Origin of the sequence: Streptomyces sp. NBC_01267, assembly GCF_036241575.1 — a bacterium.
Taxonomy (GTDB): Bacteria; Actinomycetota; Actinomycetes; order Streptomycetales; family Streptomycetaceae; genus Streptomyces.
Map to the genome: position 1 here is coordinate 2,793,853 of NZ_CP108455.1, position 25,490 is coordinate 2,819,342.

A 25,490-nucleotide genomic window follows, 5' to 3' on the forward strand; every position below is an offset into this window, starting at 1 on the left:
AGGCTCTTCTTCACGACGGAGGATCTTTCGATGGCCAGCAACGACAACGCCGACAGCGCCGGTCCCGGTACGAGCAGCGGTGGTGGCGGGACACGAGGCACGACCACCATCGCCGATACGGTCGTCGCGACCATCGCGGGCATCGCGGTACGCGAGACCGATGGAATATACGCAGTGGGCGGCAGCGCCTCCCGGGCTTTGGGATCTGTCCGGGACCGGGTGTCGAAGTCGCCCGCTCACAGCAGGGGAATCAAGGTCGAGGTCGGTGAGACAGAGGCCGCCATCGACCTGGATGTCGTCGTGGAGTACGGCGAGTCGATCTCGGACATCGCGAAGGAGATCCGCAGCGGGGTGACGGACGCGGTGGAGACGATGACCGGCCTGAAGGTCGTCGAGATCAACATCAAGGTGCTCGACGTCCACGTACCCGGAGCGGACGACGACAGCGACGACGAGGACAGCGGCGGCCGGAGCGTACGGGCGCGGTAGATACCTGCACCTGCGGTAGCTCTCGCAGCGCCCGAAAGGCCCGTTCCTCCCCCATGTGCCATGCGCGCTCACGTGCGACGGCGAGAACACTGCTCGTGTCCACGGCGGAGCGGGCATGGCTTCGTTCGATGGGGCTCCAAGTAGCCTCAATTCGACGGGAGTTCGGATATCTCGCCATGCGGCGGGTCGACCGGGAGTGGGGCGGACCGGTACCGGACCGATCCAAGGATGCACGGGGGCGGAATTCGGGGGAAAGTGGAGTGGCGGGGGTACCGGGGCCTCGTTCCGCGCCCTCCCGAGCGGGGGCACATCGAGGTTCAGAACGGTGAAGGAGGCACGCGCCCGCTCTGCCGGGGCGTGTTTGGACCGCTTCTCTCCAGCCCTTAGAGGCACTCATGGAAAACAGTACGAAGGTTTCTCTCGCCGCCGCTGTAGCGGCTGGCTACGTCCTTGGCCGAACCAAGAAAGGGAAGCTGGCCATCGGTCTCGCATCCCTGGTGGCGGGCCAGCAACTCCCACTGAATCCACGGGAACTCGTCAGCATGGGCGCCCGCAAGCTGGCCGCGAATCCGCAGGTGGCGCCCCTCATCGAGCAAGCACGGGGTGACGTGCTGGACGCTGGGCGCACTGCACTGTCGGCTACAGCCAACCGTCGCCTCGAAGCCGTCGCCGATGCGCTCCAGGAACGCACCAACGCGTTGCTGGAGCCTCCTCCGGACGAGGACGAGGACGAGGACCACGACGAGGAAGAGGACGAGGACGAGCCTGAGGACGAGGAGCCCGAAGAGGAAGAGGAGGAAGAAGAGGAGGAAGAACCTCCTCGCCGTCGTCCGACGAAGCGATCCGCTGGAGCGGCGAAGAAGACTCCCTCGAAGAAGGCACCGGCGAAGAAGGCCCCCGCGAAGAAGGCCCCCGCGAAGAAGACCGCCGCCAAAAAGACCGCGCCCAAGAGGACAGCGGCAAAGAAGCCCGCCAAGAAGACAGCGGAAAAGAAGCCGTCCACGAAGGGGGCTGCTGCGAAGGAGTCTTCGAACCGCAACAGCCGTAGGAGGTAACTCTCATGGCCAAGCAGGAGGACAATCCCACAGACAAGGGCCAGTCCGGCCTGGACCAGGTCAAGGAGCAGTTGTCGGCCTACCTAGGGGCGCAGGGACAGCGGCTTGTCGATTCGGCCACCGGAAAACTCACCGACCTCGCGCAGGGCATTGGAGACACGGACGGAGACGACGGGGGTGGTCTTCTTGACGTCGGAAAGCGAGTACTCGGCGGTGAGAATCCGGTCAAGGCCTTCGTGGGCGAGAAGGCCGGTGCAGTGAAGGACAAGGCCGTGGATTCGGTCAAAGGCGCCTTCGGCGGGGGCAGCGATGGCGGGAAGTCCGGAAGCGTCAAGGTGACCAATATCGTCGAGGTCATCGACATCGGCATGCCCTTGCGCACGGTGTATGACCGGTGGACCGAGATCGAGGAGTTCAGCTCGTTCACCAAGGGCGTCACCGGCGTGTCTCAATCGGACGAGATCGAGAGCGACTGGAAACTCAAAGTCGCCTTCTCCAACCGCAGTTGGAAGGCCACAGTTCAAGAGCAAGTACCCGACGACCGCATCGTATGGACATCCGAGGGCGCGCAAGGGACGACCCACGGCGCCATCAGCTTCCACGAACTGGCCCCGCGACTGACGCGCATCGTCGCTGTCGTCGAGTACACCCCCTCCGGATTCTTCGAGAAGACCGGCAACATCTGGCGGGCCCAGGGGCGCCGACTGCGGTTGGATCTCAAGCACTTCCAGCGGTACGTGACGCTTACCGACGACGACGAAGTCGAAGGCTGGCGTGGCGAGATCCGCGACGGGGAAGTCGTGCGGAGCCACGAAGAGGGCCTCGAAGACGACGAGGACGAATCTGGCGGCGAAGAGGAAGAAGACGAAGAGCCAGAAGACGATGAGGACGACGACGGCGAGGAGTACGACGGCGAGGAGTACGAGGACGAAGAGGAGGACGAAGAAGAGGAGCCGGAGGACGAAGAAGAGGAGTGAGAGCCGAATCGCCGACGTCCCGGAATTTCCCCTGACCACCTCGCCACTCTGTTTGAGCCCGAGGCACTTCGACCGACTGCTCACTTCGGGCACTACTCGGGCACTGTCGCACCGTCCGGCCGACCGCCCGTCCCGTACGCATGCTGATCGCCGTGCTGTACGGCGAAGACCGACCCGGACCCGTGGACGATGTCGGTCTGTTCGAAGGTGATGGTCCGACGGTCGTCCGGCAGCGGCGGCGGCCTCCGCCGCCAGCCGCGCCAGCGCCTCGCGGCAGGAGGGGTCGCGACGTAGCAGTGCCGCGAATTCCAAGGCCCAGAAGCCGAAGAGCGAACGCCGGATCTCGTCGGCGTCCGGGGGCGGCCGGGCCCGGGTGCTCGCGGCTCAGGTACCTGCGTTGATTCCCGCGCGCAGGATCACGTCCACCAGCCTGTCCGCCGCGTCCGGACGCCCGTGGGCACGCGCCCGTTCCGCCATCGCCGCCCGTCGTGCCGGGTCGATGAGCAGCGGGCCCACCGCGTCGCGGAGACGCGCTCCGGTGACGTCACCGATCAGGGCCACGGCCGCACCGGCCTCTTCGAGGTGGCGGGCGTTGTGCGCCTGTTCGTTCCCGGCTGATGAGGCGAGCGGGATGAACACGCCGGGCTTACCGAGGGCGGTCAGCTCGGCAAGCGTGCCCGCGCCGCTGCGGGAGATCACCACGTCGGCCAGCGCCAGGACGTCGGGGAGTTCGGGGCCGACGAACCCGGCAAGGTAGTAGCGCCCTTGCAGGCCCGGAGGGAGTGCCGACACATGGTGGTGCAGCTCCGCGACGTTGGCCGGTCCGCACTGGTGGATCACGTTCGCGCGTTCCAGCAGCCACGTCAGCGAGTCTCGCACCACGCCGTTGATCTGCTGCGCGCCCTGCGCGCCGCCGGTGACGTACACGGTCGGCAGGCGCCGCTCGAAGCCGTGCAGCCCCAGTGCCTCAACTGCCTTGTCCGGGTGGCCGGTCAGCACCTCGGGGCGGACCGGATTGCCGGTCACGACGCCGGCGGCGCGCACCGACTCCGGGAGGAGCGGCAGCGACGATTCCGACGACAGTGCGATCCTGGTCGCCGAGCTCGCGAGCTTCCGGTTGGCCAGGCCCAGGCGCACGGTCTGTTCGTGCAGGACCAGCGGGCGGCGGCACATACGGGCGGCCAGGCCTGCGGGGACGGCCACGTAGCCGCCGGTGGCGAGTACGACGTCCGGCTGGAAGTCGGCGACGATCTTCCGGGCCTGTGCCACACCCAGCGGCACCCGGGCCATGTCCTTGACGTTGGCCGGGGACACCATTTTGAGCGGGTTGCTGGAACGGCGGATCTTGCCCGTGGCGACCGTGGTGAACGGGATGCCCTCGGCCGGTGCGACCCGGGCCTCCAGGCCGTCCGGCGTACCGATCCACAGCACGTCGAGCGACCTGCCCTCTGCCGCCAGCCGAGCCCGTAGCGCGCGGATCGCGGTCACTGCGGGGTAGGTGTGGCCCCCTGTACCTCCCCCCGTGACGATCAGACGGAAGGGGCGAGGAAGAGAAGAAGGACTGTTCACCCGGCGCACCCTACTGGCTGCGCTCCAGCCCATGACAATGCACAAGCTCTGCTGCCGTTCCTGCGGGGCCGATCCGCCTGGTGGGACGGCCCGTCCCACCAGGCCGTAACCGTTCCGGGAACCACGCGAATGGCGGCATGCCGGAGACGGGAGGAGATTGGGAGGAGTGAGATGCGCACCGCCATGCGGGCGAGCCCTCGCTGAAGGGCGTGTGGCGTTCGCTGAAGGACGTGTCGCGTTGCGCAGACCAGCTCTTCTTCCTCTGGAGGATCTCCGATGGCCAGCAACGACAACACCGGCAGCACCACTCTCGGTACGGGCAGTGATGGTGGCGGGACACGAGGCACCACCACCATCGCCGATACGGTCGTCGCGACCATCGCGGGCATCGCGGTCCGGGAGACCGAGGGGATCTACGCGGTCGGCGGCGGCACGACCCGGGCCCTGGGATCGGTACGGGACAAGGTGGCCAGGACGCCTGCCCACGGCAGGGGCGTCAAGGTCGAGGTCGGCGAGACAGAGGCCGCCATCGACGTGGACATCGTCGTGGAGTACGGCGAGTCGATCTCGGACATCGCGAAGGAGATCCGCAGCGGGGTGACGGACGCGGTGGAGACGATGACCGGCCTGAAGGTCGTCGAGATCAACATCAAGGTGCTCGACGTCCATGTGCCGGGAGAGGACGCCGACGAAGACGAGGACGAGGACAGCGGCGGTAAGAGCGACCGGGTGCGTTGAGCGGTCGGGCCGTTGACCGGTCGGGCCGTTGAGCTCGGGCGGGACGAGGGCCCTACCGCTGTTCCGCGTCGCGCGAAGGTTCGGCCGGGGCCGTCCCGTACGCGTGCTGGTCGCCGTGCTGCACGGCGAAGACCGACCCCGAGCCGTGGACGATGTTGGTCTGTTCGAAGGTGAAGGTCCGGCGGTCGTCCGGCAGCGCGGCGGCGACCTCGGCCGCCAGCCGCGCCAGCGCCTCACGGCAGGACGGGTCGCGGCGCAGCAGCGCCGCGAGTTCCAGGGCCCAGAAGCCGAAGAGCGAGCGCCGGATCTCGTCGGCGTCCGGGAGTACGGCCCGCTGTACGAGAGCCGCGTTGCCGTCCAGTTGGGCCTCGATCGCGGCCCGGCGGGCGCGGTCGGCGCGGCCGGTACGGTCGGTCCGCTGGAAGAGGGCGAGTACGGCGCTTCGCGTCCCCTGCCATACGTCCGTGGCCATCGCGGCGACCACCGCTGCGGCTCCCGCTTCCGCGAGTGCCGTCAGTTCCTCGTTCACGACGCCTCCTTCTCGGTCAGGGCTTTCCGGTGATGTGGATGTGCTGGATGCCGTTCTGGGTCGCGTAGACGGTGCCGTGCCCGGACGCCTTGTTGATCATCTCCGAGAGGCTGCCGGGCACTTCGGCCGTGGGCGCGGGTGCCGCGTGGCGGCCCGGCTGCCCGGGTTCTCGCGGCCCGGATTCTCGCGGCTCAGGTAGCTGCGCGGATGCGCGCGCGGATTCGTGCGCGGGTGACCCGTACCCGGACAGGTGGAGCCAGGCCGGTGCGGTGAACTCCTTCTCGGCGACGGCTACTTCGCGGAAGGTCTCCGGGTCGAGACCGGGGTAGCCGTGCGGCACCGTCTCCTCGTAGTAGTGCTGCGAGACCAGGAGCGAGGCGGCCACCGAGTCCGGCGCCTCCGCCAGGGCGGCGCGGGCCGGGGCCGCGTCGAGGAGCCGGGCGAGGACTTCGAGCGGTCGCCCGGTCACTCCGCCGTCCCAGCCGATGCACACGTCACCGGCGTGCAGGGCGGTCCGGACGCGGATCGAGGTCGGGCCTTGACCCTGGGTTTTGGACACCGGAGACACTTGGATCTTGATGGTCCAGGAGAACGGAGTCCCCGTGGGGATGAAGCATTACCCCGCCGAGTTCAAAGCGGATGCGGTCGCGTTGTACCGATCGAGGCCGGGAGCGACGATCAAGTCCGTCGCCGGTGATCTCGGGGTGAACACCGAGACGCTGCGGAACTGGATCCGGGCCGCCGACGGGCGCCGGCCCGGCGCCCACTCCGCACCGCCGGCCGCTTCGCAGACCGGCGGCGACGCTGTTCAGGCGGAGCTGGCCGCCGCTCGCAAGAGGATCCGTGAGCTCGAGGAAGAACGGGACATTCTCCGCAAGGCGGCCCGGTATTTCGCGACGGAGACGCGCTGGTGAACCGCTACCAGTTCGTTGACGATCACCAGCGCCGACACGGCGTGAAGCGGCTCTGCGACATCCTCGGCCTGGCCCGCTCGAGCTTCTACTATTGGCGCCGCACCGCATCCGCGAGAGCGGCCCGCCAGACCGTCGAAGCCGGGATCGCGGCCCGGATACGCAAGGTCCACCAAGACTCCGACGGCACCTACGGAGCCCCCAGGATCACCGCAGAACTCCGCGACGAGGGCGGCCCGGTGGTCAACCACAAGCGCGTCGCGAGGATCATGCGGTCCATCGGGCTCGAGGGAGTCCGTCTGCGCCGCCGGCACCGCACCACCGTCGCGGACCAGACCGCAGCGAAGGCGCCAGACCTGATCGGCCGTGACTTCACCGCGGCCGCAGTCAACAGAAAGTACGTCGGCGACATCACATACCTGCCGGTCAGCGGCGCGAAGCCGCTCTACCTCGCGACCGTCATCGACCTCGCCTCACGTCGGCTCGCCGGGTGGGCGATCGCTGACCACATGCGGACAGAACTCGTCATCGACGCCCTCACGGCCGCCGAGCGGACCCGCGGAAACTTGACCGGAGTGATCATGCACACCGACCACGGATCTCAATATTCGAGCAGGGCCTTCGCGGAACTCTGCAGGTCAGCTGGGGTCCGGCAGAGCATGGGCGCGATCGGGTCCAGCGCCGACAACGCTGCCGCGGAAAGCTTCAACGCCGCCTTCAAGAGGGAGACGCTCAAAGGCCGCAAAGCCTGGTCGAGCGAGCGTGAGGCCAGGCTCGACGCCTTCCGCTGGCTGACCCGCTACAACACCCGGCGCCGGCATTCCCGCCTCGGTCAGCGGTCTCCGATTGCCTACGAGAACGCCGTCCAAGCAGCAGCAACTACCCTGACCCAAGCCGCATAGACGTGTTCAACATCCGGGGTCAAGGCCCGTCTTCTCCCCCGCAGTTCGGTTGTGGGCACGGAGGCGGGCCGCGAGTTCAGGGATCAGCGGGTGGATCAGCCTGGGCTTCCGCACTCCGGCCGGGGCCGTCACCCGGAAGCCGTCGCCCAGATCGTCCCGCAGGCAAGCCTCCCAGTCGATGCCGCTCACCTCGAACGACTCACGCAGCGCCGTCGCCAGTACGGATCGGATCTGCTGCAACGCGACATTGCCACGCCCGCCCGAGCCGACGATGTCGACGGCCAGCACGGCCCGGTACTCCCACACGTCTTCCCTGGGTCGCATTCCGCTCACTTGTTTCACTCACTCCTCCTGGGGCTCGCGGCCTGCCGCGCAGCCGTCTGTGCGTCGCGGCTCGTCGTAGCAGTACCCCAAGTACCCCTGTGGTGCTGGAAGTCCACTCTGCTCCGAGGAAGCCGTCCACATCTCGTCGCAATACTGGATCCGCACCGTCCGCACGGGAGTTCCGGGAACGGGTGTCGGCGAACACGGCGCCGGGCGTGCGCCCGGGGCGCAGACTGGTTGCCGCGGCGAAGCGAAGCCCGTAGGTGTGAGGAGACAACAGGACCATGGCGGACGGAGATCCGGGCCGGGGTGCAGGGGGTCGTCGGCCGCGTGAGAAGTGGGCCTGGCCGACATCGAGCCTGCTCGGCGGCCTCGCACCGGCCGCGCGCGAGCGGCTGCTCGCCCTGGGTGCTCAGGTGCGGTATCCGGCCGACCGCGTACTCATGCGCGAATCGGAGCGGACCACCTTCGTACTGATCCTGCTCGACGGCGTGGTCAAGGCGACCGGCCGTACCCACGACGGCCGGGACGCCCTGCTCGCCGTACGGATGGGCGGGGATCTGGTCGGTGAGTTCGCCGGGGTCGACGGACGGCCCCGGTCGGCGACCGTCACCACCTGCGGGCCGGTCGCCGCGCGGAGCGTCACGCGCGGCGACTTCCTCGACTGCATGCAGCGGGACCCCCGGATCGCCCACGCGGTCAACGCGTCCATCGTGACGAAGCTGCGCGTCGCCAACAGCCGGCGCATCGACTTCACCGGGTGCGACGCCGCGACCCGGCTGGCGCGGGTGCTGCACCAGATCGCGCTGACGTACGGGGAACGGGCCGGCGAGGGAGCGGTGATCCGCTGGCCCATCACCCAGCCGGAACTCGCCACGCTGTCCGGCGCGGCCGAACCCACCGTCCACAAGGCGCTGCGCAGACTGCGCGAGACGGGGGTGGTCTCCACGGGCTACCGCACCATCAGGGTGGAGGACCTGGCTCTGTTGAGCAGCATCGCCTTCGATGCGGGAGATGCGGACGATGCGGATGACGCGGAGGATGCGGGCGATGCGGGCGCGGGGCTGTAGGAAGTCATCTCATTCGGCCATGCCGGTAGGCCGGGGCCTGGGCGTCGAAGATCACCCCCTTCGGCTCGCTCCCGTCAGCCGGCAGCGCCCCCGGCCTGCCCTCATGCAGAGGGCTCAGCTGTACACGAGAAGGTGGTCACACGTATTCGTGCCGTCGTGGAGCGAAGAGTCGCTGTTGAGGACGTAGAAAGCCCCGGCGAATCCCGTAGCCGTCATCTTCGGCACCACGATCAGTGTCTGGTTCGCCATGTTCAGCCCGTTCGGCTTCACCACGTGCTGTTGCAACTGCGCGAAGAGATTCATCCCGAGACTGGGCAGCCTGAGGGCTCGGTACGTACGGTCCCCCGACCCGTCCGAGCCCGTGACCGGTACCCGGTACTTCACGGCGTCCCATTGCGCGGGGTTGGTGGCCATGCGTCCCATCATCTCCAGGTCCTGCAGCCGCCGTTGCGTGCTCGCCCGGACCCCGGCCATGTGAATGTGCAACTGGTTGAGGACCCGGGCGCTCTGCGAGTTGATCCCCAGACCGATATTCGGATACTGCACGGGGACGCTCCCTCCGCTCCGGGCGTTGTCCCATGCGTCGTTCCAGTAATTCGGCGCGCCGGAGGTCTCGATGAACGGGCATTCGATACCAGTGATCCGGCAACTGGGGGTCAGGAGAAAGTTGTGCTGGCTCGACGGCCTGCCGTGCAGTACGACGTAGTCCGAGGTCACCTTCAGGCAGGCGGGAGGGTTCTGCCCGGGGGGCAGGGGTTTTCCATGCGTGCAGTACTCGACGTCCCGCCACAGCGAATCGTTGTCGGAAGGTTTACCGCAGAGGGGCTGGAGCTGGGCAGGGGGGCAGGTCGGGGTTCCCCCGGGAGGTGGAGTGGGACACGTGTCGGGGGTGGGGTCTGCGTACGTCGGGGCGGCTGCCGAGGCGGTGCGTCCGGTCGTCGCTTCCACGCCGGTCAGGAGCGTCGCCGCACCGATGACGCCGGAGAGCGCCACGAACCGACGCCGAGGCAGCTCGTTCGAAGTCTTGTCGTCATTCATGCGTGCTCTCCGATGGTGATGTCCACTGCATGGACTTCCCGGCCGCGAGTCAGAAAGGACGGCCCGCCCAGTTCTGGCCTCGCCGATTCGGTCACAGGGTAGGGAGCGACGAGCGGGTTACCTATCGACTGCCCCGGTCGGTGCCACGTGTTCCGCCATTCAGCGGCCATCCCGTTTCTCCTCCTCCGAGTGGTGCTCGACCGAGTAGCCGATCACGACGTCAACCGGCGGAAGCGGGGCGGTGGCGATTCGTCCCGTAGGCGTGTGCCACCGCGCTCGCGGCCACGCAGGCGCCCACGCCCAGCCACAGCAGCTGAGGGTTCTCCATTCCGAAACCGATCGCCGCCGGGCCGACGGCGTACGCAAGAGTCCACGTGAGCTGGAACACCGCCATGTACGGCCCTTCGTCGCCCGTCGGCGCGAGCGACACGGCTGCCGCCGCGGCCGTCGGTTTGGAGGCCAGCTCGGCGGTGGCCAGGACGGCCGCGACCAGGGTTGCGACAACGCCCTGCGCCGCATGGGGAGTTGACGGGATGGCAAGAGTCATCACTATGGCCGCACCGACTGCACCGATGGCATAGAGCAGAACGCGAGATCTGGACCACGACGCCACCCGTGCAGCGAGGGGGACTTGCAGAAGGGCGATCACGCCGTATCGCACGGCAATCACGACCGTCGGCCAGAACGGGCTCTGATCGAGCACCTCCACCAGATATATCGGGAAAGCCACCGCAGGGATCAGCCAGGCGGCGGAGAGCAGGGTCTGCGAGGTGACGAGTGACATGAATTCCCGGTCACGCATCACCTGAACAACCGTCGAACGCCTCCTGGATTCCGAGGAGGTGCGCGCGGGAGGAATCCGCACGAGGAAGACAAGCCCCCCGGCTACCAGACTGCTGACCACATTCAGAACGAGAGCGACCGCCAGCCCTTGCGTACCGACGAAGGCAAGGAGTCCCGTCGAGACCACCGAACCCAGACCCAGGCATGTGGTCCTGAGGAAATTGACGAAGGAGAACCACTGCGTCATTTCCCCGGGCCTGGCGATTCGGGCAATGGTGGTGGGCCATGCAGCTCCGTACAGTCGATCCGCCACCATCACGAGGACAGCAGCCGTAGAAATAGGGGCGAACCCGTCCCCCAGAAAGAAGACCCCGTACCCGGCAGCCGACAGTGCGTTGCTCGCGATCATGCAGGCTTTGGGGCCGAGCCACTGGACCATGCGGCCACACGCAGGGATGAAGAGGAAGGAGGCGAGAGAGCCGAACGTCACAGCCGATCCCGCGACGGCTGCGGGGACTTCCTTGTACGCGACGAAGAAGAGCAAGGAGAGCGGAAGAAACAGACCGGCGCCCGCCATGTCTATGAACACGGCTGCAAAGAGAGGTCTTTGGGTGCTATCGGTCAGCGATACACCGAATCGCGCTGGTCGCTTCAGTTCAACGGTCAGCGATCTACTGCTGATGACCCCTCCATCGATTCACCGGCAGCCTGCGTCTCCCGTTTCTGCGAGTTGACGAACCGCAAAGGGAGGGCCGAACGCGAAGTGACCACCACCAAGGCCTTTATAGGTATAGACCAGTGGATCGATCAAGACTCTTGACCTGTTCTTGAATCTTCCTTGGGTTCTTGAGGCGAGCGGAAGTTACTGGACCACGCCCCGCGCCGACATCGCATTCGATGCCGCTTTCTTGCGGTATATGGGAGCTTAGTGGGGAGCAATTCAGTGAATCCGTGACGGACCATTAGGAATATCGGTACGCGGCCGGACTTGACCTTTGGCGGCGAGTTCGGGGAGCTGCTCCTGCAACCGAGGTGCAACACAGCGACGTCCACCAGTCGTTGGGGCTGGTGCGCGGCTGACCGTCCACAGGGTTCGGCCGGTGAAGTGGGCAAGCAGAAACAGTCGTGTGACGGGATTCCCTAGCGGGGTCGTCGCTAGCGTGAAACGCGGAGGCCGCCCGTCTGACCCGTCGGGCTCGGGAACTTCGATAGGGGCGACCGCCGTCCGACGGCCGCCAGGGGGCGGTCGCGTCTTCCGTGACCGGGAAAGCGGTGGTGGAGCGATGGAAGAAGCACACCAGGCGGACCAGCAGGAGCAGGAGCAGGAGCAGCAGGAGCAAGCGAATCAGCCGGATCAGAAGGAGGGAACGGCCGTGGGCCCCGGGCAGGACGTGCCGGAGGGCGGCGGGCGGGCCGAGTACCGGATCGGCATCGAGGGGAACGCCGCCGGGCCGGTGGTCGCGGGCAACCACAACGTCGTGGTCGACGCGCAGCACGGGTCGACCGTGACCCTGCTGATGGAGCGGGAACGCCCCCGGCCCGTACGTCGCAGCGGTGTCGAGCTGCTGCCGCGCCGCCAGCGCGAACCGGTGGGCCGGGAGGCCGAGATCACGGCGCTGACTGCGGCTGTCCAGGCCGGGGGGCCGGTGCAGTTGTGGGGGCCGCCCGGGGTCGGCACCAGCGCGCTGCTGAGGTATGCGGCACGGCGCCTGGAGCCGGGCCCGGACGGGGTGTTGCTCCTGACGGCGGCCCATCGCGAGGTCGAGGACCTGGCCCAGGAGGTCTTCGAGGCCTGTTACGAGGCCGCCGGGTACGCGCCGTCGGAGACCGAGCTGCGGCGGCTGATGACCGGCGTGCGGGTGACGGTGTACGTCGACAACGCCGACCTGACCCCCGAACAGCTGCAGAAGCTCATGGACGCGGCCCCGGACGCGACCTTCGTCTTCGCGGGCCACGAGCGGTCGCTGCTGGGCGAGGGCTCCGTACTGGAGCTGAAGGGCCTGGACCGCACCGCCGGGCTGAAGTTGTTCGCCCGGGAACTGGACCGCACGCTGCGGCCGAGCGAGGTGCCCGATGCCGCCGCCCTGTGGAAGGCCGCGGCCGGGCGGCCGTTGCTGCTGCTGCGCGCGGCCGGGCTGGCCCGGTTCGCTCCGTCCGGGGACGGGACGCTGCCCCGGCCCGGTGCGATCGCGGATCTCATCCCGCTGCTGCTCGACCAGCTGGACAAGGCGGCGATGAGTGTCCTGCACCTCCTCGCGACCCTGGGGGACGCCGAGTTGGCGCCCGAGCACATCGGCGTGCTGACCTCCGTACCGGACCCGGCGGCGCTGTGCGAGCGGCTGGCCGCCCTCGGTCTCGTCCTGCCCTCGGAGCACGGGTACCGCTGTGTGCCGGACGCCGTTCCGGCGGTGCGTCTGCGGAACCCCGAGCCGTTCCCCGCCGACCGGCTGTGCACCCACTTCGCCGGCTGGGCGGCGCGCTCGGCGACCGACCCGGCCCAAGTAGCTCTGCACACCAGGGCGTTGGAGATGGCGATCGAACTGGCCGAACTGGCCGGGCGGCCGGACCTCGCCGTGAAGATGGCGCGCGCCGCTTCGCCCTCGCTGGCCCGCTCGCTGCGGTTCGGCGACTGGGGTCGGCTGCTCGGCCGTGGCTGGGTCGCCGCCGAGCGTGCGGGCGACGCGAGGGCCATGGCGTACTTCACCCACGAGGAGGGCATCCGCACCCTGCTGACCGGCCGGCGCGTCATCTCGGCAGTGCTGCTGGCCGAAGCGGTCCTGTTGTGGCGGGAGTTGGGTGACCTGCACGGCGCCAGTGCCGCGCTGCACGCGCAGCAGTACGCACCGGCGGTGCCGCACGCGGCCACGTCGGCCGCCGCCCACGGGGGGACCACCGGTGCGGCCCACGGGGCCGCCGCGCACAGCGGATCCGCCGGAGCCGGCAGCGCGGCCCACACGGCAGGAACCAGCACCGCGGCCCACACCGCAGGTACCAGCACGGCAGGTACCAGCACCGCAGGGACCAGCAGCGCGGCCCACTCCGCCGGGACCACCGGCGCGGCCCACGGCACCGCGGCGCACAGCGCGACCACCGCTACTGCGCACGCCACCGCCGCGCACAGCGCGACCACCCACACCGCGGCTTCGCACATGGCGTCGCTCGGGCACAGCGCCGCCGGACACGGAGCCGTCCCGCACCTCGTGCACGGCGCGGGGCACGCTGCCGGTCACGGAGCAGTCCACGGAGCAGCGCACGCCGCAGGGCACGGAGCAGCCCACGCCGCCGGACACGGAGCCGCGCACGCCGCAGGGCACGGAGCAGCCCACGCCGCCGGACACGGAGCCGCGCACGCCGCCACCGGAAGCATCGCCGGTTCCACCGCCACCGGGACCGCCGCCACCGGCACGGCCGCCGGTGTCCACGCCGGTGCCGGAGTGGCCGCAGCCGTCACCGCCAAGGGCACGTCCCTCGCCGTCGTGGTGCTCGTCTCGATCGCCAGCGTCACCGCCGTCGCCATCGGGGTGGTCCCGGTCGTCCGGGACCACCTGGCGTCCTCCCCGTCGGGCACCGGGTCGTCGTCCTCCCAGGGAGCGACGTCAGCGGGCACCGGCAGTGGCAGCGGCTCCACCGCCACTCCGGTGGGCAACGACCTCGCCGGGCTGTGGCAGGACGGCCACGGCGTGTCCCACGGGATCGTCGCGTCGGGCCCCGGCACGTACACCGCGGCGAACCCGGGCTGCAATCCGCCCACCGTCGAACTCACCGGCAGCAACGGGACGTACACCGGTCAGGAGCCGCTGTACGCCGACCCCACGGCCTCCTGCGCATCGCCGCTCGGATACGCCGCGCTCACGATCACCGTTGCCGATGACGGGTCCACCGCCGAGGTGCAGACGACAGGACCGTCGGACGGCGACACGACCTGCTACACCTGCGGAACGGAGACCTGGACCCGCCAGCAGGCGTCGTAGCCTGCACGCCCCTCCCACCCTCAGCCCCCGTCGAACGGAGTTCCCCTCATGGCATCCAGCTCAGGCGACCAATACACGGTCCGGATCGGCGGCGCCGCGTCCGGCCCCGTCGTCGCCGGTCACCACAACCGCGTCGAGACCCACCCGGACCCGGCCGCAGCCCCCGACGCCGTGGCCCCCGACGACGTACCGGCCCCGGACGCCCAGCCGGCCGGCCCGACGCAGACCAACACCGCCCACGGCCACAGCAGCCTCTTCACCGTCATGAACGGCGAACTGCACGTCCACCACGAGAACAGCCCCCCGCCGCCCCCGGAACAGTGACCGGGGCGGCAGGGGGCCGGGGCGGGCGGCAGTGGCCGGGCTGCAAATGCCCGGTCGGCCGCGTCCCTACAGGTTGCCGCGTCGCTCCTGCTCCCGCTCGATCGCCTCGAAGAGGGCCTTGAAGTTCCCCTTGCCGAAGCCCATCGAGCCGTGCCGCTCGATCATCTCGAAGAAGACCGTCGGCCGGTCCTGCACCGGCTTGGTGAAGATCTGCAGCAGATAGCCGTCCTCGTCCCGGTCGACGAGGATCTTCTCCTGGCGCAGGATCTCGACGGGGACGCGGGTCTCGCCCGCCCACTCGCCCAGCGTGTCGTAGTACGAGTCGGGGGTGTCCAGGAACTGGACGCCCGCCGCCCGCATCGCCTGCACGGAGGCGACGATGTCGTTCGTGGCGAGCGCGATGTGCTGGACGCCCGCGCTGCCGTAGAACTCCAGGTACTCGTCGATCTGCGACTTCTTCTTCGCGATCGCGGGCTCGTTGATCGGGAACTTCACCTTCAGCGTGCCGTCGGCGACGACCTTCGACATCAGGGCGGAGTACTCGGTGGCGATGTCGTCGCCCACGAACTCCTTCATGTTGGTGAAGCCCATGACCTTGTTGTAGAAGGCGACCCACTCGTTCATCCTGCCGAGCTCGACGTTGCCCACGCAGTGGTCGATGGCCTGGAAGGTCCGGCGGGCCGGCGGATCGACGATCGGGTCGGCGGCGTCGAAGCCCGGCAGGTACGGGCCGTCGTAGCCGGTGCGCTCGACGAGCGTGTGGCGGGTGGTGCCGTACGTGGCGATGGCGGCCAGCACCACGGTGCCGTGCTCGTCCTTCAGCTCGTGCGGCTCCTCCAGACCGGTGGCGCCGTGCGCGGTGGCGTAGGCGTACGCGGCGCGGGCGTCCGGCACCTCGATGGCCAGGTCGACGACACCGTCGCCGTGCTCCGCGACATGACCGGCCAGGAAGCGGCCGTGCTCGGTCGCGGCCTTGATGACGGAGGTGAACACGAAGCGGGCCGAGCCGTTCGTCAGGACGTAACTGGCGGTCTCGCGGCTGCCGTTCTCCGGTCCGGAGTAGGCGACGAGCTTCATGCCGAAGGCGGTCGCGTAGTAGTGGGCCGCCTGCTTGGCGTTGCCCACGGCGAAGACGACCGCGTCCATTCCCTTCACCGGGAAGGGGTCGGCCTCACGCGCGGTGTCAGGGGTGTGCTGGCTGGTCTCAGTCATGGTGGAAGCGTCCCGCCGTATCGCAAGGTGCGCAACAGTTCGCGTTTTCACTGGGCAATCTGTGCAGTGCCTGACCAGGATGGGCAGCACATCTGTACAGGGTGACCATCAGGACGGGCGTCGGAGTGACCATGAACGGGAGGCGCCCCCGAGCCAGGAGTGAAGCCATGGCGATCGACGAACTCGACGGGCAGCTGATCGTGCTGCTGGCCCGCGAACCCCGGATCGGCGTGCTGGAGGCGTCCCGGCGGCTCGGCGTGGCGCGCGGCACCGTACAGGCCAGGCTCGACCGGCTCCAGTCGCATGGCGTAATCCGCGGATTCGGTCCGGACGTCGATCCGGCCGCCCTCGGCTATCCGGTGACCGCGTTCGCGACGCTGGAGATCAAACAGGGCCAAGGGGCCGATGTGCGGACGCACTTGAGCGGGGTGCCGGAGGTGCTCGAACTGCACACCACGACCGGGCAGGGCGACATGCTGTGCCGTCTGGTGGCCAGGTCGAACGCCGATCTTCAACGGGTGATCGATCTCGTCGTGGGTTTCGATGGCATCGTGCGCGCCTCCACGGCGATCGTCATGGAGAACCCTGTGCCTCTGCGGATCATCCCGCTGGTGGAGCAGGCCGGCCGGGGAAGGAGCCCTGAGGGATGAATTTCTGGGAGTACCTCGGCAACCGGTACCAGCAGTTGCTCGTCGACGCGGGTCAGCACGCGAGCGCGGTGTTCCAGGCGATGGTCATCGCGACCGTAATGGGGGTGCTGATCGGGGTGGTGTCGTACCGCTCGGGGTGGGCGGCCAACGTCGCCATCGCGACGACCTCCTCGATCCTGACGGTTCCCTCGCTGGCCATGATCGGTCTGCTGATCCCCATCGTCGGGCTGGGGGTCGCACCGACGATGGTCGCGCTGGTGCTGTACGGGCTGCTGCCCATCGTCCGCAACACCATCGTCGGGCTGCGCGGGGTGGACGGTGACCTGGTGGACGCGGCCACCGGCATCGGGATGTCCCGGATCGCCCGGCTGGCCAGGGTGGAACTGCCGCTGGCCTGGCCGCCGATCCTCACCGGGATCCGGGTGTCCACGCAGATGCTGATGGGCATCGCGGCCATCGCCGCGTTCGCCTCCGGCCCCGGCCTCGGTAACCAGATCTTCCGCGGGATCTCCAGCCTCGGCAGCGCGAACGCGCTCAACGAGGTGCTGTCGGGGACCCTCGGGATCGTCATCCTGGCCCTGCTGTTCGACGCCGCGTACGTGCTGATCGGGCGCCTGACCATTTCGAGGGGGATCCGTGCCTGATTCGAGGGTATCCATGTCCGATTCGAGGGTATCCGTGTCCGATGCGAGGGGTGTCCGTGTCTGACTCCGCACAGGGCGCCTCCTCCGGGCAGGGCCCCACTCCCGGGCAGGGCGCCACCCCCGCACCGCTCGCCGTCCCCGTGCCGGGCTCCGGCACCGCGGCCTCCTCGGTCACCGGCGCCACCATCCAGCTGGAGAACCTCACCAAGCACTACCCGGGCACACCGCTGCCCGCCGTGGACAGCGTCAACATGGAGATCGCCGCCGGGGAGATGGTGATCCTGGTGGGTCCCTCGGGGTGCGGGAAGTCGACCACCCTGAAGATGATCAACCGGCTGATCGAGCCGTCGTCCGGGGTGATCAGGATCGACGGCGAGGATGTGACCGACATCGATCCGGTGGGGCTGCGCCGCAAGATCGGCTACGCGATCCAGTCCTCGGGCCTCTTCCCGCACATGACCGTGGCCGACAACATCTCGCTCGTACCGAAGATGGTCGGCTGGAAGAAGCAGCGGGTGAAGGACCGGGTCGAGGAGATGCTCGACCTGGTGGGGCTCGACCCGCGCGAGTTCCACGGCCGCTATCCGCGCCAGCTCTCCGGCGGACAGCAGCAACGCGTGGGCGTGGCACGGGCGTTGGCCGCCGACCCGCCGGTACTACTGATGGACGAGCCGTTCGGCGCGGTGGACCCCATCACCCGCGACCACCTCCAGGACGAGCTGATCCGGCTCCAGCACGAACTGCACAAGACGATCGTGTTCGTCACCCACGACTTCGACGAGGCGATCAAACTCGGCGACCGGATCGCGGTGCTGCGCGGGCAGTCGCACATCGCGCAGTTCGACACCCCCGAGGCCATCCTCACCAACCCGGCCGACGACTTCGTCTCCGGATTCGTGGGCGCGGGCGCCGCGTTGAAGCGGCTGAACCTCACCCGCGTACGGGAGGTCGAGATCGCCGACTTCCCGACGGCGACCATCGACGACCCGTTGCAGTCCATCTTCAACATGCTGCGCACCGGCAGCACCAACGAGGTGCTGCTGCTCGACAAGCAGCACCGGCCGTACAAGTGGCTGCGGCGCGGCGACCTGATGCGGGCGCGCGGCTCCCTGGCGCGGGCCGGGACGCTCGTCCACGACCATGTGACGCGTGATGCGACGCTGCGCGACGCGCTGGAGGCGGTACTGACCGACAGCGGCGGGCGCACCGCGGTGACCGGGCGCAGGGGCGAGTTCATCGGCGTGGTCACCATGGAGACGCTGATGAACTCCGTGCACGAGATGCTCGAAGCGGACCGGCTCGCCGCACTGGAGCACCAGCACGATCTGGCCGAGCTGCGCGCCCAGCACACGCACGCCGTCCAGGAGGGTGTGACCGGCGTACAGGAGGACCCGTCGTGAGCACCCCGCAGCGCCGCCCCGAGCAGCGGCCCAAGGGCGAGCACGAGGTCCGGGGGCTGGCCTTCCGGGACGACCGGGAAGAGGCGGAGGAAGAGGGGGAACAGCAGTCGGCGGGCAGGCCGCCGGCCCCGCCCGCCCGGCGGCTGACGTGGCTGAAGCTGACGTTCATGCCGGTACTGCTGGCCGCCGGGGTCGGCGCCACGCTGATCTACATCAACACCACGTCCCTGGACTCGATCTCGCGCAACTCCCTGGCGAACGACGCGACGCAGACCGCCCTGTGGCAGCACATCCAGCTCACCGCGATCTCCACCTTCTTCGTACTGATCATCGCGATCCCGCTGGGCATCGCGCTGACCCGCAAGGCGGCGCGGAGGGCGTCGCCGTTCGTCATGGCGCTCGCCAACATCGGCCAGGCGACGCCCGCGATCGGCCTGCTCGCCCTGCTGGTGGTCTGGCTCGGCACCGGCCGGGAGCCCGCCCTCATCGGCATCACGATCTATGCCGTACTGCCGGTGCTCAGCAACACCATCGCGGGGCTGCGCGCCACCGACCCGACGCTGATCGACGCGGCGCGCGGCATCGGGATGTCGGCTCCCGGCGTCCTGCTGCGGGTCGAACTGCCCCTGGCCGTACCGCTGATCCTCGCGGGGGTGCGGACCGCGCTGGTACTCAATGTGGGTACCGCGACGCTGGCCACCTTCGGCGGTGGCGGCGGGCTCGGGGACCTGATCAACGCCGGGATCACCAACCAGCGGATGCCGGTGCTGATCCTGGGTTCCGTCCTGACCGTGGCGCTGGCCCTGCTGGTGGACTGGCTGGCGTCGATCGCCGAAGTACTGCTGCGACCGCGCGGACTGGAGACGTGATGCGGGTACGGACGACGCTCGCCGCCGCCGGGACCGGAGTGCTGCTGGGATCCGCCGCCCTGTCGGGGTGCGGGCTGACCAGCGGCAGCCCGATGGTCGACGACGTGAAGCCGGGGTCGGTCGGCCAGGGGCTGCCGTTGAAGGGGGCCAGTCTGACGGTCACGTCGAAGCAGTTCACCGAGCAGATCATCCTGGGCGAGATGATGGGCCTGGCCTTCAAGGCGGCGGGCGCCTCGGTGCTCGACCGGACGGACATCCAGGGTTCGATCGGCGCCCGGGAAGCGGTCAAGTCCGGTTCTGCGGACGGGATGTACGAGTACACGGGCACCGCCTGGATCACCTACCTCGGCCATACGAAGCCGATCGCCGACCCGATGAAGCAGTGGCAGGCGGTGCACGACGCGGACCTGAAGAACGGCCTCACCTGGCTGCCGCCCGCACGGCTCGACAACACGTACGCACTGGCCACGAACAAGAAGAACGCGGCGAAGTACCACCTCAAGACCGTCTCGGACGTGGCGAGACTGGCGAAGACCGACCCGTCGGCGGCGACCATCTGTGTCGAGGCGGAGTTCGCGGTGCGCAACGACGGGCTGCCGGGGCTGGAGAAGCGGTACGGCTTCTCGATCCCGCCGTCGCGGATCAAGAAGATGGACAGCGGAGTGGTCTACACCCAGGTCTCGGGGGGCCACACCTGCACGCTCGGCGAGGTCTTCACCACGGACGGGCGGATCCCCCACCTGGGGCTGGTGGTCCTCACGGACGACAGGAAGTTCTTCCCCAACTACAACGCCGCGCCGGAGATGTACTCCAAGGCGATGAAGAAGTACCCGGCGATCGCGGACGTGCTGAACCCGATCACCAGGAAGCTGACCACGAAGGTCGCGCAGACGCTCAACGCGAAGGTGGACGTGGAGGGGCAGGACCCGCACGACGTCGCGAAGGACTGGCTGGTCGAGGAAGGGTTCATCAAGAAGGGCTGAGCCGGTGGGGTGCTGATCGGCCGGACAGGTCCCCGGGGGGCGAGCCGGTTGAGGACCCACCCGCTTGAGGACCCACCCGTTTGAGGTGCCCGCTCAGCAGCTCGGTACCGACGCACCCTTCCGCAGCGCGTCAAGGGACGAGACCGCGCCCTTCAGCGTCGTGACGGGGATCAGCCGCAGCCCGTGCGGGAGCCCGGACCTGGCGTCCGAGCACTCGGCCTTCGGTACGAGGAAGACGGTCGCCCCGTCACGGGCGGCGGACTGCGTCTTCAGCGCCACCCCGCCGACCGCGCCGACCGTCCCGTCCGCGCTGATCGTTCCCGTACCGGCGATGGTCCGGCCGCCGGTGAGGTCGCCGCCCGCGCCGTTGCCGTCCAGCTTGTCGACGATGCCGAGCGAGAAGAGCAGCCCGGCGCTGGGGCCGCCGACGTCGGCCAGGTGCAGGGTCACCTTCGCCTTGTCCGCACGGCCGCCGAGGTAGGAGAGGGCGGCCTGGGTGGCGCTGTTCTGCGAGGCGGTCATCTCGTCGAGGTTGTGCTGCTCGATCTGCTTGTCGCTGCCGCCGCTCGGGTACACCGCGTCCCGCGGCATGACCGCCCGGTCGGTGCGGAACCAGGCGTCGACCACCTGTCCCAGATCGACATCGGTGGAGGGCCCGGTCGCCTCGATCGTGACCATCCGCAGCTGGCCCGAGGTCTTCCGGACGGGCTCTCCGGTGATGGTGATCACCGGTTGGCCCTTGTCGTTGCCCAGCACGTCGGCGGTCAGACCGGGCTGGGCCACCGAGAACGGCAGCGGTGCGAAGGCAGCCGAGCCGAGCAGGGCGAGCACGATCACGGTGCAGACGGAGAGGACGCGGAAGCGCGGGTTGCGGAGGAGCACGGATCCAATCTAGCGGGCGCGGCGGGGTGGGTGGACGGGCCGGTTCGGACCGCCCGGGAAGGGGCGGCCCCCGGGCGCCGACGCGGCTCGTCCGCTCCGGGCCGCGCGGATCCGGGCCGGGCCGAGCGAGCCGGGCCCGCGGGCGTCGACGTGGCTCGTCCGCTCCGGGCTGCGCGGCCCCGGCGTCAGCGCAGCGCCTCCGCGACCTCCCGGGCCGCGTCCATCACCCGCGGCCCGACCCGCTCCGGGACGGAGTCCGCGAGCATCACCACTCCCACGCTGCCCTCGACCCCCGTCACCCCGACGAGCGGCGCGGCGGCGCCGCTCGCGCCCGCCTCCAGTTCGCCGTGGGTGAGTGTGTAGCCGGGATCGTCGGTGCGGCCCTGCCGGGAGGCGAGGATCGCGCGCCCGGCGGCCCCCCGGTCCAGCGGGTGGCGGAACCCCGCCCGGTACGCCACGTGGTAGTCGGTCCAGGTCGGCTCCACCACCGCCACGGCGAGCGCGTCCGAACCGTCGACCAGGGTGAGGTGTGCGGTGGCTCCTATGTCCTCGGCGAGCGAACGCAGCGCGGGCAGCGCCGCTTCCCGTACGAGCGGATGCACCTGGCGGCCCAGCCGCAGCACGCCGAGCCCGACGCGGGCGCGGCCACCCAGGTCGCGGCGGACGAGGGCGTGTTGTTCCAGGGTGGCGAGAAGTCTGTAGACCACGGTGCGGTTGACCCCGAGTCTGGTGGACAGTTCGGTGACGGTCAGCCCGTGGTCGGTGTCGGCAAGCAGCTTGAGGACGCGCAGTCCACGGTCCAGCGTCTGAGAAGTCTCGGCGGTCACGACGCCCACTCCTTAAGTGGTAGTCGCGGCGGCTCAGCCACGGGGATCACGACGCCGGTCCCATCGGCGACGCGCGCGGCGGCCGCCGGCAGGCCAGGTCACCGGCTGCGCTCCGCGGCGGCGTTGCCACGGGGCGTATGCGTTGCCGGGGACAGTAGCGAAGCCGGTCCGCTCAGCGGAAGGGTTAGTCCACAATCCGGGCAGTCGGTGCACTGTTTGCCCCGAACATGACGAAAGAGCGGTGCACCGTGATCGGAACACCGCTCTTTGACGTCGTTTTTCTATGCCGAGCTTTTACGTCCCGATGACCATCGCCGGGCTTCCACATCGCGATGAACATCCCAACCGCTGGCGACCGGAACAGCAGTTGAGCCAGAACGGCCGAGCCGGGACCGGACGGGCGCGGAACCGGACGGGCGCGGAACCGGTGGGCCCCTCACCGCATCCGGGTGGCCCACTCCTGGACCTTCTTGATCCGCTCCTTGAGCTGACCCGCGGTCGCCTCCGCGCTCGGCGGCCCCCCGCACGTCCGCCGCAGCTCGGTGTGGATCACGCCGTGCGGTTTGCCGCTCTGGTGGGTGTACGCCGACACCATGGTGTTGAGCTGCTTACGGAGTTCGAGCAGCTGCTTGTGGGTGACGACGGGCCGTGCCTCCGCGGCCTTCTCCAGCAGGTCGGCCTCCGCGGCCGGTTTCTGCCTGCTGTGCGCGATCTGCCGGGTCTGCCGCTTCTGGAGCAGCAGCTGGACCTGGTCCGGTTCGAGGAGGCCGGGGATGCCGAGGTAGTCCTGCTCCTCCTCGCTGCCCGGGTGCGCCTGCATCCCGAACTCGGCGCCGTCGTACAGCACCCGGTCGAAGACCGCGTCCGACTCCAGTGCCTCGAAGGGCAGTTGCTCCTCGGTCTCCTCGTCCTCCAGCTTCTCCGCGTCGGCGAGGAGCTTGTCCTCCTCGGAGAACGGGTTCTCCTCGTCGCTGCCCTTCTTCGGCTTGTCGAGGACGTGGTCCCGCTCGACCTCCATCTCGTTCGCGAAGTCGAGGAGCATCGGGATCGTCGGCACGAAGACGGACGCGGTCTCACCGCGCCTGCGGGAGCGGACGAACCGGCCCACCGCCTGGGCGAAGAAGAGCGGGGTCGAGATGGTCGTCGCGTACACGCCGACCGCGAGACGTGGGACGTCCACGCCCTCCGACACCATCCGGACCGCGACCATCCACCGGGACTCGTCCGCGGCGAACTGGTCGATCTTCTTCGACGCGGCCTTCTCGTCGGAGAGCACGACGGCCGGCCGGTCACCGGTGATCTTCTTGAGGATCTTGGCGTACTCGCGGGCGGTGTCCTGGTCGGACGCGATGACCAGTCCGCCCGCGTCCGGGATGCCCTTGCGGACCTCGGTGAGCCGCTGGTCGGCGGCGCGCAGCACGTTCGGGATCCACTCGCCGGTCGGCGCGAGCGCGGTCCGCCAGGCCTGGCCGATCGCGTCCTTGGTCATCGGCTCGCCGAGGCGGGCGGCGATCTCGTCGCCCGCCTTGGTGCGCCAGCGCATGTTGCCGCTGTAGCTGAGGAAGATCACGGGGCGGACGACGCCGTCGGCCAGGGCGTTGCCGTAGCCGTACGTGTAGTCGGCGGAGGAACGCCGGATGCCGTCGTTGCCCTCCTCGTACGCGACGAACGGGATCGGGTTGGTGTCCGAGCGGAACGGCGTACCGGTCAGCGCGAGCCGCCGGGTCGCCGGGTCGAACGCCTCCTGGCACGCCTCGCCCCAGGACTTGCTGTCTCCGGCGTGGTGGATCTCGTCGAGGATGACGAGCGTCTTGCGCTGCTCGCAGCGGTTGCGGTGCAGCATCGGGCGCACGCCGACACCGGCGTAGGTGACCGCGACGCCGTCGTACTCCTTGCTCAGCGGTCCCGCGCTGTAGTCCGGGTCGAGCTTGATCCCTATCCGGGCGGCGGCCTCCGCCCACTGCTTCTTCAGGTGCTCGGTCGGCGCGACCACGGTGATCTGCTGCACGACGTGGTGGTGCAGCAGCCAGGACGCGAGGGTCAGCGCGAAGGTGGTCTTCCCCGCGCCGGGGGTCGCGACCGCGAGGAAGTCCCGCGGCTGCTCATGGAGATAGCGCTCCAGGGCGCCTTCCTGCCAGGCACGCAGCTTGCTGGCCGTGCCCCAGGGGGCCCGGCCGGGGAAGGCGGGTGAGAGCGTGTGGGAGGCGGTAGTAGTCACGGTCTCCGAATCGGTTCTCAGGTGCACGGGGCGTCCGGGCCCTCGGATCCGTACGGGGCTTCGGAGCCGGGTGTCGGGCACGGATGTCGGGCACGGGTGTCGGTACGACAACCGGGCCACCCTACCGGTGAGGTCATGGTGCCGCCGCGGTTACGCCGCCGGGACGGCCATCATGTGACTCTCCTCATGACTCCGGGCGTCACACCCCGCGTCATGGTCCCGCGTGATGACCCGCGATCGGACCATGGCTTTCTTCGCCGGACGGTTCCCGCTGCGGCAGGGGCCTCGCCAGTGCCCAGCTGATCGCCCGGTGGGCAAGCTCCTCCGGGGTGATCCCCTCCGCCGCTGCCCGAGTGCGCACCGCTGCTTCTGTCCCGGGCGGCAACTCAAGCCTGAAATCGGGCACGGCCGCCGCCCTCAGCTCTCATCCATGGGGTGTTCCCAGCGCAGATCCGGAAAGCGCGCGAAGCCGCGGTCGGCGCTGTAGAAGGTCGAGCCCGACTCGATGGCCAGAGCCGCGAGATAGGCGTCAGGCACCAGGTTCGCGCGGGCACCGATCTTCCGGCACAGACGGTCGAAGATCTCCCAGTGACGTGGGCCCTCGAACAGCGGAGTGGACACCGGGGCATCCCGGACGGCCGCCAGGAAATCCAGCGCTTCGGACGCCGCGACGGGCTTGGGAAAGATCCGGGGGTGCGTGACGAGGCGCACGAATCGGCTGGCCACCGTGGCGTTGAAGGCCACCGGTTCATCGCCGTTCAGCCGGTCCGTCAGCCAGGTGCGGTAGGCCTGGTGCTCATCTGCTTCCTCACGGAAGGCGTACACCAGGACATTGACGTCGCAGAAGATCACTCAACACCGTCCATGATGTCCAGCAGAGCGGCGTTGTCGTCAAGGCTGACCCCGGGACGGAGCCCGCCGAGATCGGCGGTGGGCAGCGTGACCAGGTTCTCGGCCGCTGCGACATCCCGGGCGAAGGACACCCGCATCGCATCCTCTATCACCCTGCTGACAGACACCTGTCTGCGTGCGGCACGGATCTTGGCCTGCTGAAGCAGGCTCTCGGGGAGATCAACCGTGGTCCTCATGCATCAAAGCGTAAGGCGGGCGCATCATGATGCACAA

The 25,490-nt window shown here is 69.1% G+C and carries 25 protein-coding genes; 13 read left to right on the forward strand and 12 right to left on the reverse strand.

Annotated features, from left to right (window positions below; all coding sequences use genetic code 11):
* Window positions 1-30 precede the first annotated feature (30 nt).
* The 3 genes from OG709_RS12770 to OG709_RS12780 all read left to right on the forward strand — a co-directional run bounded on the left by OG709_RS12770 (window position 31) and on the right by OG709_RS12780 (window position 2,521).
* A complete protein-coding gene (locus tag OG709_RS12770; RefSeq protein WP_329166117.1) occupies window positions 31-489 on the forward strand; it encodes an Asp23/Gls24 family envelope stress response protein in 459 nt (152 codons plus the stop codon).
* Window positions 490-884: 395 nt separating this feature from the next.
* Entirely contained in the window at window positions 885-1,544 is a 660-nt protein-coding gene (locus tag OG709_RS12775) for a histone protein (RefSeq protein WP_329166119.1), read from the forward strand.
* 5 nt (window positions 1,545-1,549) lie between these two features.
* The gene (locus tag OG709_RS12780; protein ID WP_329166121.1) at window positions 1,550-2,521 is read left to right on the forward strand and encodes an SRPBCC family protein; all 972 of its coding nucleotides are present in this window, start codon (window positions 1,550-1,552) and stop codon (window positions 2,519-2,521) included.
* Between the two features lie 384 nt (window positions 2,522-2,905).
* On the opposite strand, the gene OG709_RS12785 is transcribed toward OG709_RS12780, so the two are convergent.
* Window positions 2,906-4,123, reverse strand: a complete 1,218-nt coding sequence (locus OG709_RS12785) for a UDP-N-acetylglucosamine--N-acetylmuramyl-(pentapeptide) pyrophosphoryl-undecaprenol N-acetylglucosamine transferase (protein WP_443068534.1) — start codon at window positions 4,121-4,123, stop codon at window positions 2,906-2,908.
* 243 nt (window positions 4,124-4,366) lie between these two features.
* On the opposite strand from OG709_RS12785, the gene OG709_RS12790 reads away from it, so the two are divergent.
* A complete protein-coding gene (locus OG709_RS12790) occupies window positions 4,367-4,828 on the forward strand; it encodes an Asp23/Gls24 family envelope stress response protein (protein WP_250298726.1) in 462 nt (153 codons plus the stop codon).
* Window positions 4,829-4,880: 52 nt separating this feature from the next.
* Here the strand turns inward: OG709_RS12790 and OG709_RS12795 are convergent, their stop codons facing one another.
* Both OG709_RS12795 and OG709_RS12800 read right to left on the reverse strand, forming a co-directional pair.
* The gene (locus tag OG709_RS12795; protein ID WP_329166124.1) at window positions 4,881-5,357 is read right to left on the reverse strand and encodes a hypothetical protein; all 477 of its coding nucleotides are present in this window, start codon (window positions 5,355-5,357) and stop codon (window positions 4,881-4,883) included.
* Window positions 5,358-5,373: 16 nt separating this feature from the next.
* Window positions 5,374-5,916 carry a hypothetical protein gene (locus OG709_RS12800; protein WP_329166125.1) on the reverse strand — a complete coding sequence of 181 codons (543 nt, stop codon included), beginning with the start codon at window positions 5,914-5,916 and terminating at the stop codon, window positions 5,374-5,376.
* A gap of 43 nt (window positions 5,917-5,959) precedes the next feature.
* On the opposite strand from OG709_RS12800, the gene OG709_RS12805 reads away from it, so the two are divergent.
* A protein-coding gene (locus OG709_RS12805; RefSeq protein ID WP_266624355.1) for an IS3 family transposase occupies window positions 5,960-7,170 on the forward strand; the annotation gives its coding sequence in 2 pieces (ribosomal slippage) (window positions 5,960-6,251 and window positions 6,251-7,170; 1,212 coding nt in all).
* A gap of 6 nt (window positions 7,171-7,176) precedes the next feature.
* Here OG709_RS12805 and OG709_RS12810 read toward each other — a convergent pair.
* Complete coding sequence (locus OG709_RS12810) at window positions 7,177-7,494, reverse strand: hypothetical protein (RefSeq protein ID WP_329166126.1); 318 nt, start codon at window positions 7,492-7,494, stop codon at window positions 7,177-7,179.
* A 284-nt stretch (window positions 7,495-7,778) separates the two neighbouring features.
* Between OG709_RS12810 and OG709_RS12815 the strand changes: the two genes are divergently transcribed.
* Entirely contained in the window at window positions 7,779-8,564 is a 786-nt protein-coding gene (locus OG709_RS12815) for a Crp/Fnr family transcriptional regulator (RefSeq protein WP_329166128.1), read from the forward strand.
* 114 nt (window positions 8,565-8,678) lie between these two features.
* Here OG709_RS12815 and OG709_RS12820 read toward each other — a convergent pair whose 3' ends face one another.
* Together OG709_RS12820 and OG709_RS12825 are read right to left on the reverse strand one after the other, a co-directional pair.
* On the reverse strand, window positions 8,679-9,602 hold the full coding sequence (locus OG709_RS12820) for a CDP-diacylglycerol diphosphatase (RefSeq protein ID WP_326694796.1): 924 nt from the start codon (window positions 9,600-9,602) through the stop codon (window positions 8,679-8,681).
* 220 nt (window positions 9,603-9,822) lie between these two features.
* Window positions 9,823-10,974 carry an MFS transporter gene (locus tag OG709_RS12825; RefSeq protein ID WP_250298731.1) on the reverse strand — a complete coding sequence of 384 codons (1,152 nt, stop codon included), beginning with the start codon at window positions 10,972-10,974 and terminating at the stop codon, window positions 9,823-9,825.
* A 694-nt stretch (window positions 10,975-11,668) separates the two neighbouring features.
* Between OG709_RS12825 and OG709_RS12830 the strand changes: the two genes are divergently transcribed.
* Window positions 11,669-14,356, forward strand: coding sequence for an ATP-binding protein (locus tag OG709_RS12830; protein ID WP_329166130.1), 2,688 nt, complete (start codon window positions 11,669-11,671; stop codon window positions 14,354-14,356).
* 48 nt (window positions 14,357-14,404) lie between these two features.
* Window positions 14,405-14,680, forward strand: coding sequence for a hypothetical protein (locus OG709_RS12835; RefSeq protein ID WP_329166131.1), 276 nt, complete (start codon window positions 14,405-14,407; stop codon window positions 14,678-14,680).
* A gap of 66 nt (window positions 14,681-14,746) precedes the next feature.
* Here the strand turns inward: OG709_RS12835 and hppD are convergent, their stop codons facing one another.
* Window positions 14,747-15,892, reverse strand: coding sequence for a 4-hydroxyphenylpyruvate dioxygenase (gene hppD / locus OG709_RS12840; protein ID WP_250298734.1), 1,146 nt, complete (start codon window positions 15,890-15,892; stop codon window positions 14,747-14,749).
* A gap of 167 nt (window positions 15,893-16,059) precedes the next feature.
* Here hppD and OG709_RS12845 point away from each other — a divergent pair, with 167 nt between their 5' ends.
* The 5 genes from OG709_RS12845 (at window position 16,060) to OG709_RS12865 (ending at window position 20,438) form a co-directional block, all read left to right on the forward strand.
* Window positions 16,060-16,542 carry an Lrp/AsnC family transcriptional regulator gene (locus OG709_RS12845; protein WP_250298735.1) on the forward strand — a complete coding sequence of 161 codons (483 nt, stop codon included), beginning with the start codon at window positions 16,060-16,062 and terminating at the stop codon, window positions 16,540-16,542.
* Window positions 16,539-17,186 (forward strand): ABC transporter permease, encoded by a 648-nt coding sequence (locus tag OG709_RS12850; protein WP_250298736.1) that lies wholly within the window; start codon window positions 16,539-16,541, stop codon window positions 17,184-17,186. Before OG709_RS12845 ends, OG709_RS12850 begins: the two co-directional genes overlap by 4 nt.
* A gap of 140 nt (window positions 17,187-17,326) precedes the next feature.
* The gene (locus OG709_RS12855) at window positions 17,327-18,586 is read left to right on the forward strand and encodes a betaine/proline/choline family ABC transporter ATP-binding protein (protein ID WP_326695625.1); all 1,260 of its coding nucleotides are present in this window, start codon (window positions 17,327-17,329) and stop codon (window positions 18,584-18,586) included.
* Window positions 18,583-19,455: an ABC transporter permease gene (locus OG709_RS12860; protein ID WP_250298737.1), complete on the forward strand. Its 873-nt coding sequence runs from the start codon at window positions 18,583-18,585 to the stop codon at window positions 19,453-19,455. Before OG709_RS12855 ends, OG709_RS12860 begins: the two co-directional genes overlap by 4 nt.
* Entirely contained in the window at window positions 19,455-20,438 is a 984-nt protein-coding gene (locus OG709_RS12865) for a glycine betaine ABC transporter substrate-binding protein (protein ID WP_250298738.1), read from the forward strand. Before OG709_RS12860 ends, OG709_RS12865 begins: the two co-directional genes overlap by 1 nt.
* A gap of 93 nt (window positions 20,439-20,531) precedes the next feature.
* Here the strand turns inward: OG709_RS12865 and OG709_RS12870 are convergent, their stop codons facing one another.
* The 5 genes from OG709_RS12870 to OG709_RS12890 form a co-directional block, all read right to left on the reverse strand.
* Window positions 20,532-21,320 (reverse strand): S16 family serine protease, encoded by a 789-nt coding sequence (locus OG709_RS12870; RefSeq protein WP_250298739.1) that lies wholly within the window; start codon window positions 21,318-21,320, stop codon window positions 20,532-20,534.
* A gap of 185 nt (window positions 21,321-21,505) precedes the next feature.
* Window positions 21,506-22,147 (reverse strand): IclR family transcriptional regulator, encoded by a 642-nt coding sequence (locus OG709_RS12875; RefSeq protein WP_250298740.1) that lies wholly within the window; start codon window positions 22,145-22,147, stop codon window positions 21,506-21,508.
* Between the two features lie 436 nt (window positions 22,148-22,583).
* Window positions 22,584-24,365 carry a DEAD/DEAH box helicase gene (locus OG709_RS12880; protein ID WP_250298741.1) on the reverse strand — a complete coding sequence of 594 codons (1,782 nt, stop codon included), beginning with the start codon at window positions 24,363-24,365 and terminating at the stop codon, window positions 22,584-22,586.
* A gap of 417 nt (window positions 24,366-24,782) precedes the next feature.
* Window positions 24,783-25,217: a type II toxin-antitoxin system VapC family toxin gene (locus OG709_RS12885; RefSeq protein ID WP_250298742.1), complete on the reverse strand. Its 435-nt coding sequence runs from the start codon at window positions 25,215-25,217 to the stop codon at window positions 24,783-24,785.
* Window positions 25,214-25,453: a hypothetical protein gene (locus OG709_RS12890; protein WP_329166137.1), complete on the reverse strand. Its 240-nt coding sequence runs from the start codon at window positions 25,451-25,453 to the stop codon at window positions 25,214-25,216. The genes OG709_RS12885 and OG709_RS12890 overlap by 4 nt, the downstream gene beginning before the upstream one ends.
* Window positions 25,454-25,490 lie beyond the last annotated feature (37 nt).

Bases quoted from the DNA above. Each gene is read 5' to 3' on its own strand.
- OG709_RS12770 (WP_329166117.1), top strand. From the start codon at position 31: ATGGCCAGCAACGACAACGCCGACAGCGCCGGTCCCGGTACGAGCAGC.
- OG709_RS12775 (WP_329166119.1), top strand. From the start codon at position 885: ATGGAAAACAGTACGAAGGTTTCTCTCGCCGCCGCTGTAGCGGCTGGC.
- OG709_RS12780 (WP_329166121.1), top strand. From the start codon at position 1,550: ATGGCCAAGCAGGAGGACAATCCCACAGACAAGGGCCAGTCCGGCCTG.
- OG709_RS12785 (WP_443068534.1), bottom strand. From the start codon at position 4,123: ATGGGCTGGAGCGCAGCCAGTAGGGTGCGCCGGGTGAACAGTCCTTCT.
- OG709_RS12790 (WP_250298726.1), top strand. From the start codon at position 4,367: ATGGCCAGCAACGACAACACCGGCAGCACCACTCTCGGTACGGGCAGT.
- OG709_RS12810 (WP_329166126.1), bottom strand. From the start codon at position 7,494: ATGCGACCCAGGGAAGACGTGTGGGAGTACCGGGCCGTGCTGGCCGTC.
- OG709_RS12815 (WP_329166128.1), top strand. From the start codon at position 7,779: ATGGCGGACGGAGATCCGGGCCGGGGTGCAGGGGGTCGTCGGCCGCGT.
- OG709_RS12820 (WP_326694796.1), bottom strand. From the start codon at position 9,602: ATGAATGACGACAAGACTTCGAACGAGCTGCCTCGGCGTCGGTTCGTG.
- OG709_RS12830 (WP_329166130.1), top strand. From the start codon at position 11,669: ATGGAAGAAGCACACCAGGCGGACCAGCAGGAGCAGGAGCAGGAGCAG.
- OG709_RS12835 (WP_329166131.1), top strand. From the start codon at position 14,405: ATGGCATCCAGCTCAGGCGACCAATACACGGTCCGGATCGGCGGCGCC.
- hppD (WP_250298734.1), bottom strand. From the start codon at position 15,892: ATGACTGAGACCAGCCAGCACACCCCTGACACCGCGCGTGAGGCCGAC.
- OG709_RS12845 (WP_250298735.1), top strand. From the start codon at position 16,060: ATGGCGATCGACGAACTCGACGGGCAGCTGATCGTGCTGCTGGCCCGC.
- OG709_RS12850 (WP_250298736.1), top strand. From the start codon at position 16,539: ATGAATTTCTGGGAGTACCTCGGCAACCGGTACCAGCAGTTGCTCGTC.
- OG709_RS12865 (WP_250298738.1), top strand. From the start codon at position 19,455: ATGCGGGTACGGACGACGCTCGCCGCCGCCGGGACCGGAGTGCTGCTG.
- OG709_RS12890 (WP_329166137.1), bottom strand. From the start codon at position 25,453: ATGAGGACCACGGTTGATCTCCCCGAGAGCCTGCTTCAGCAGGCCAAG.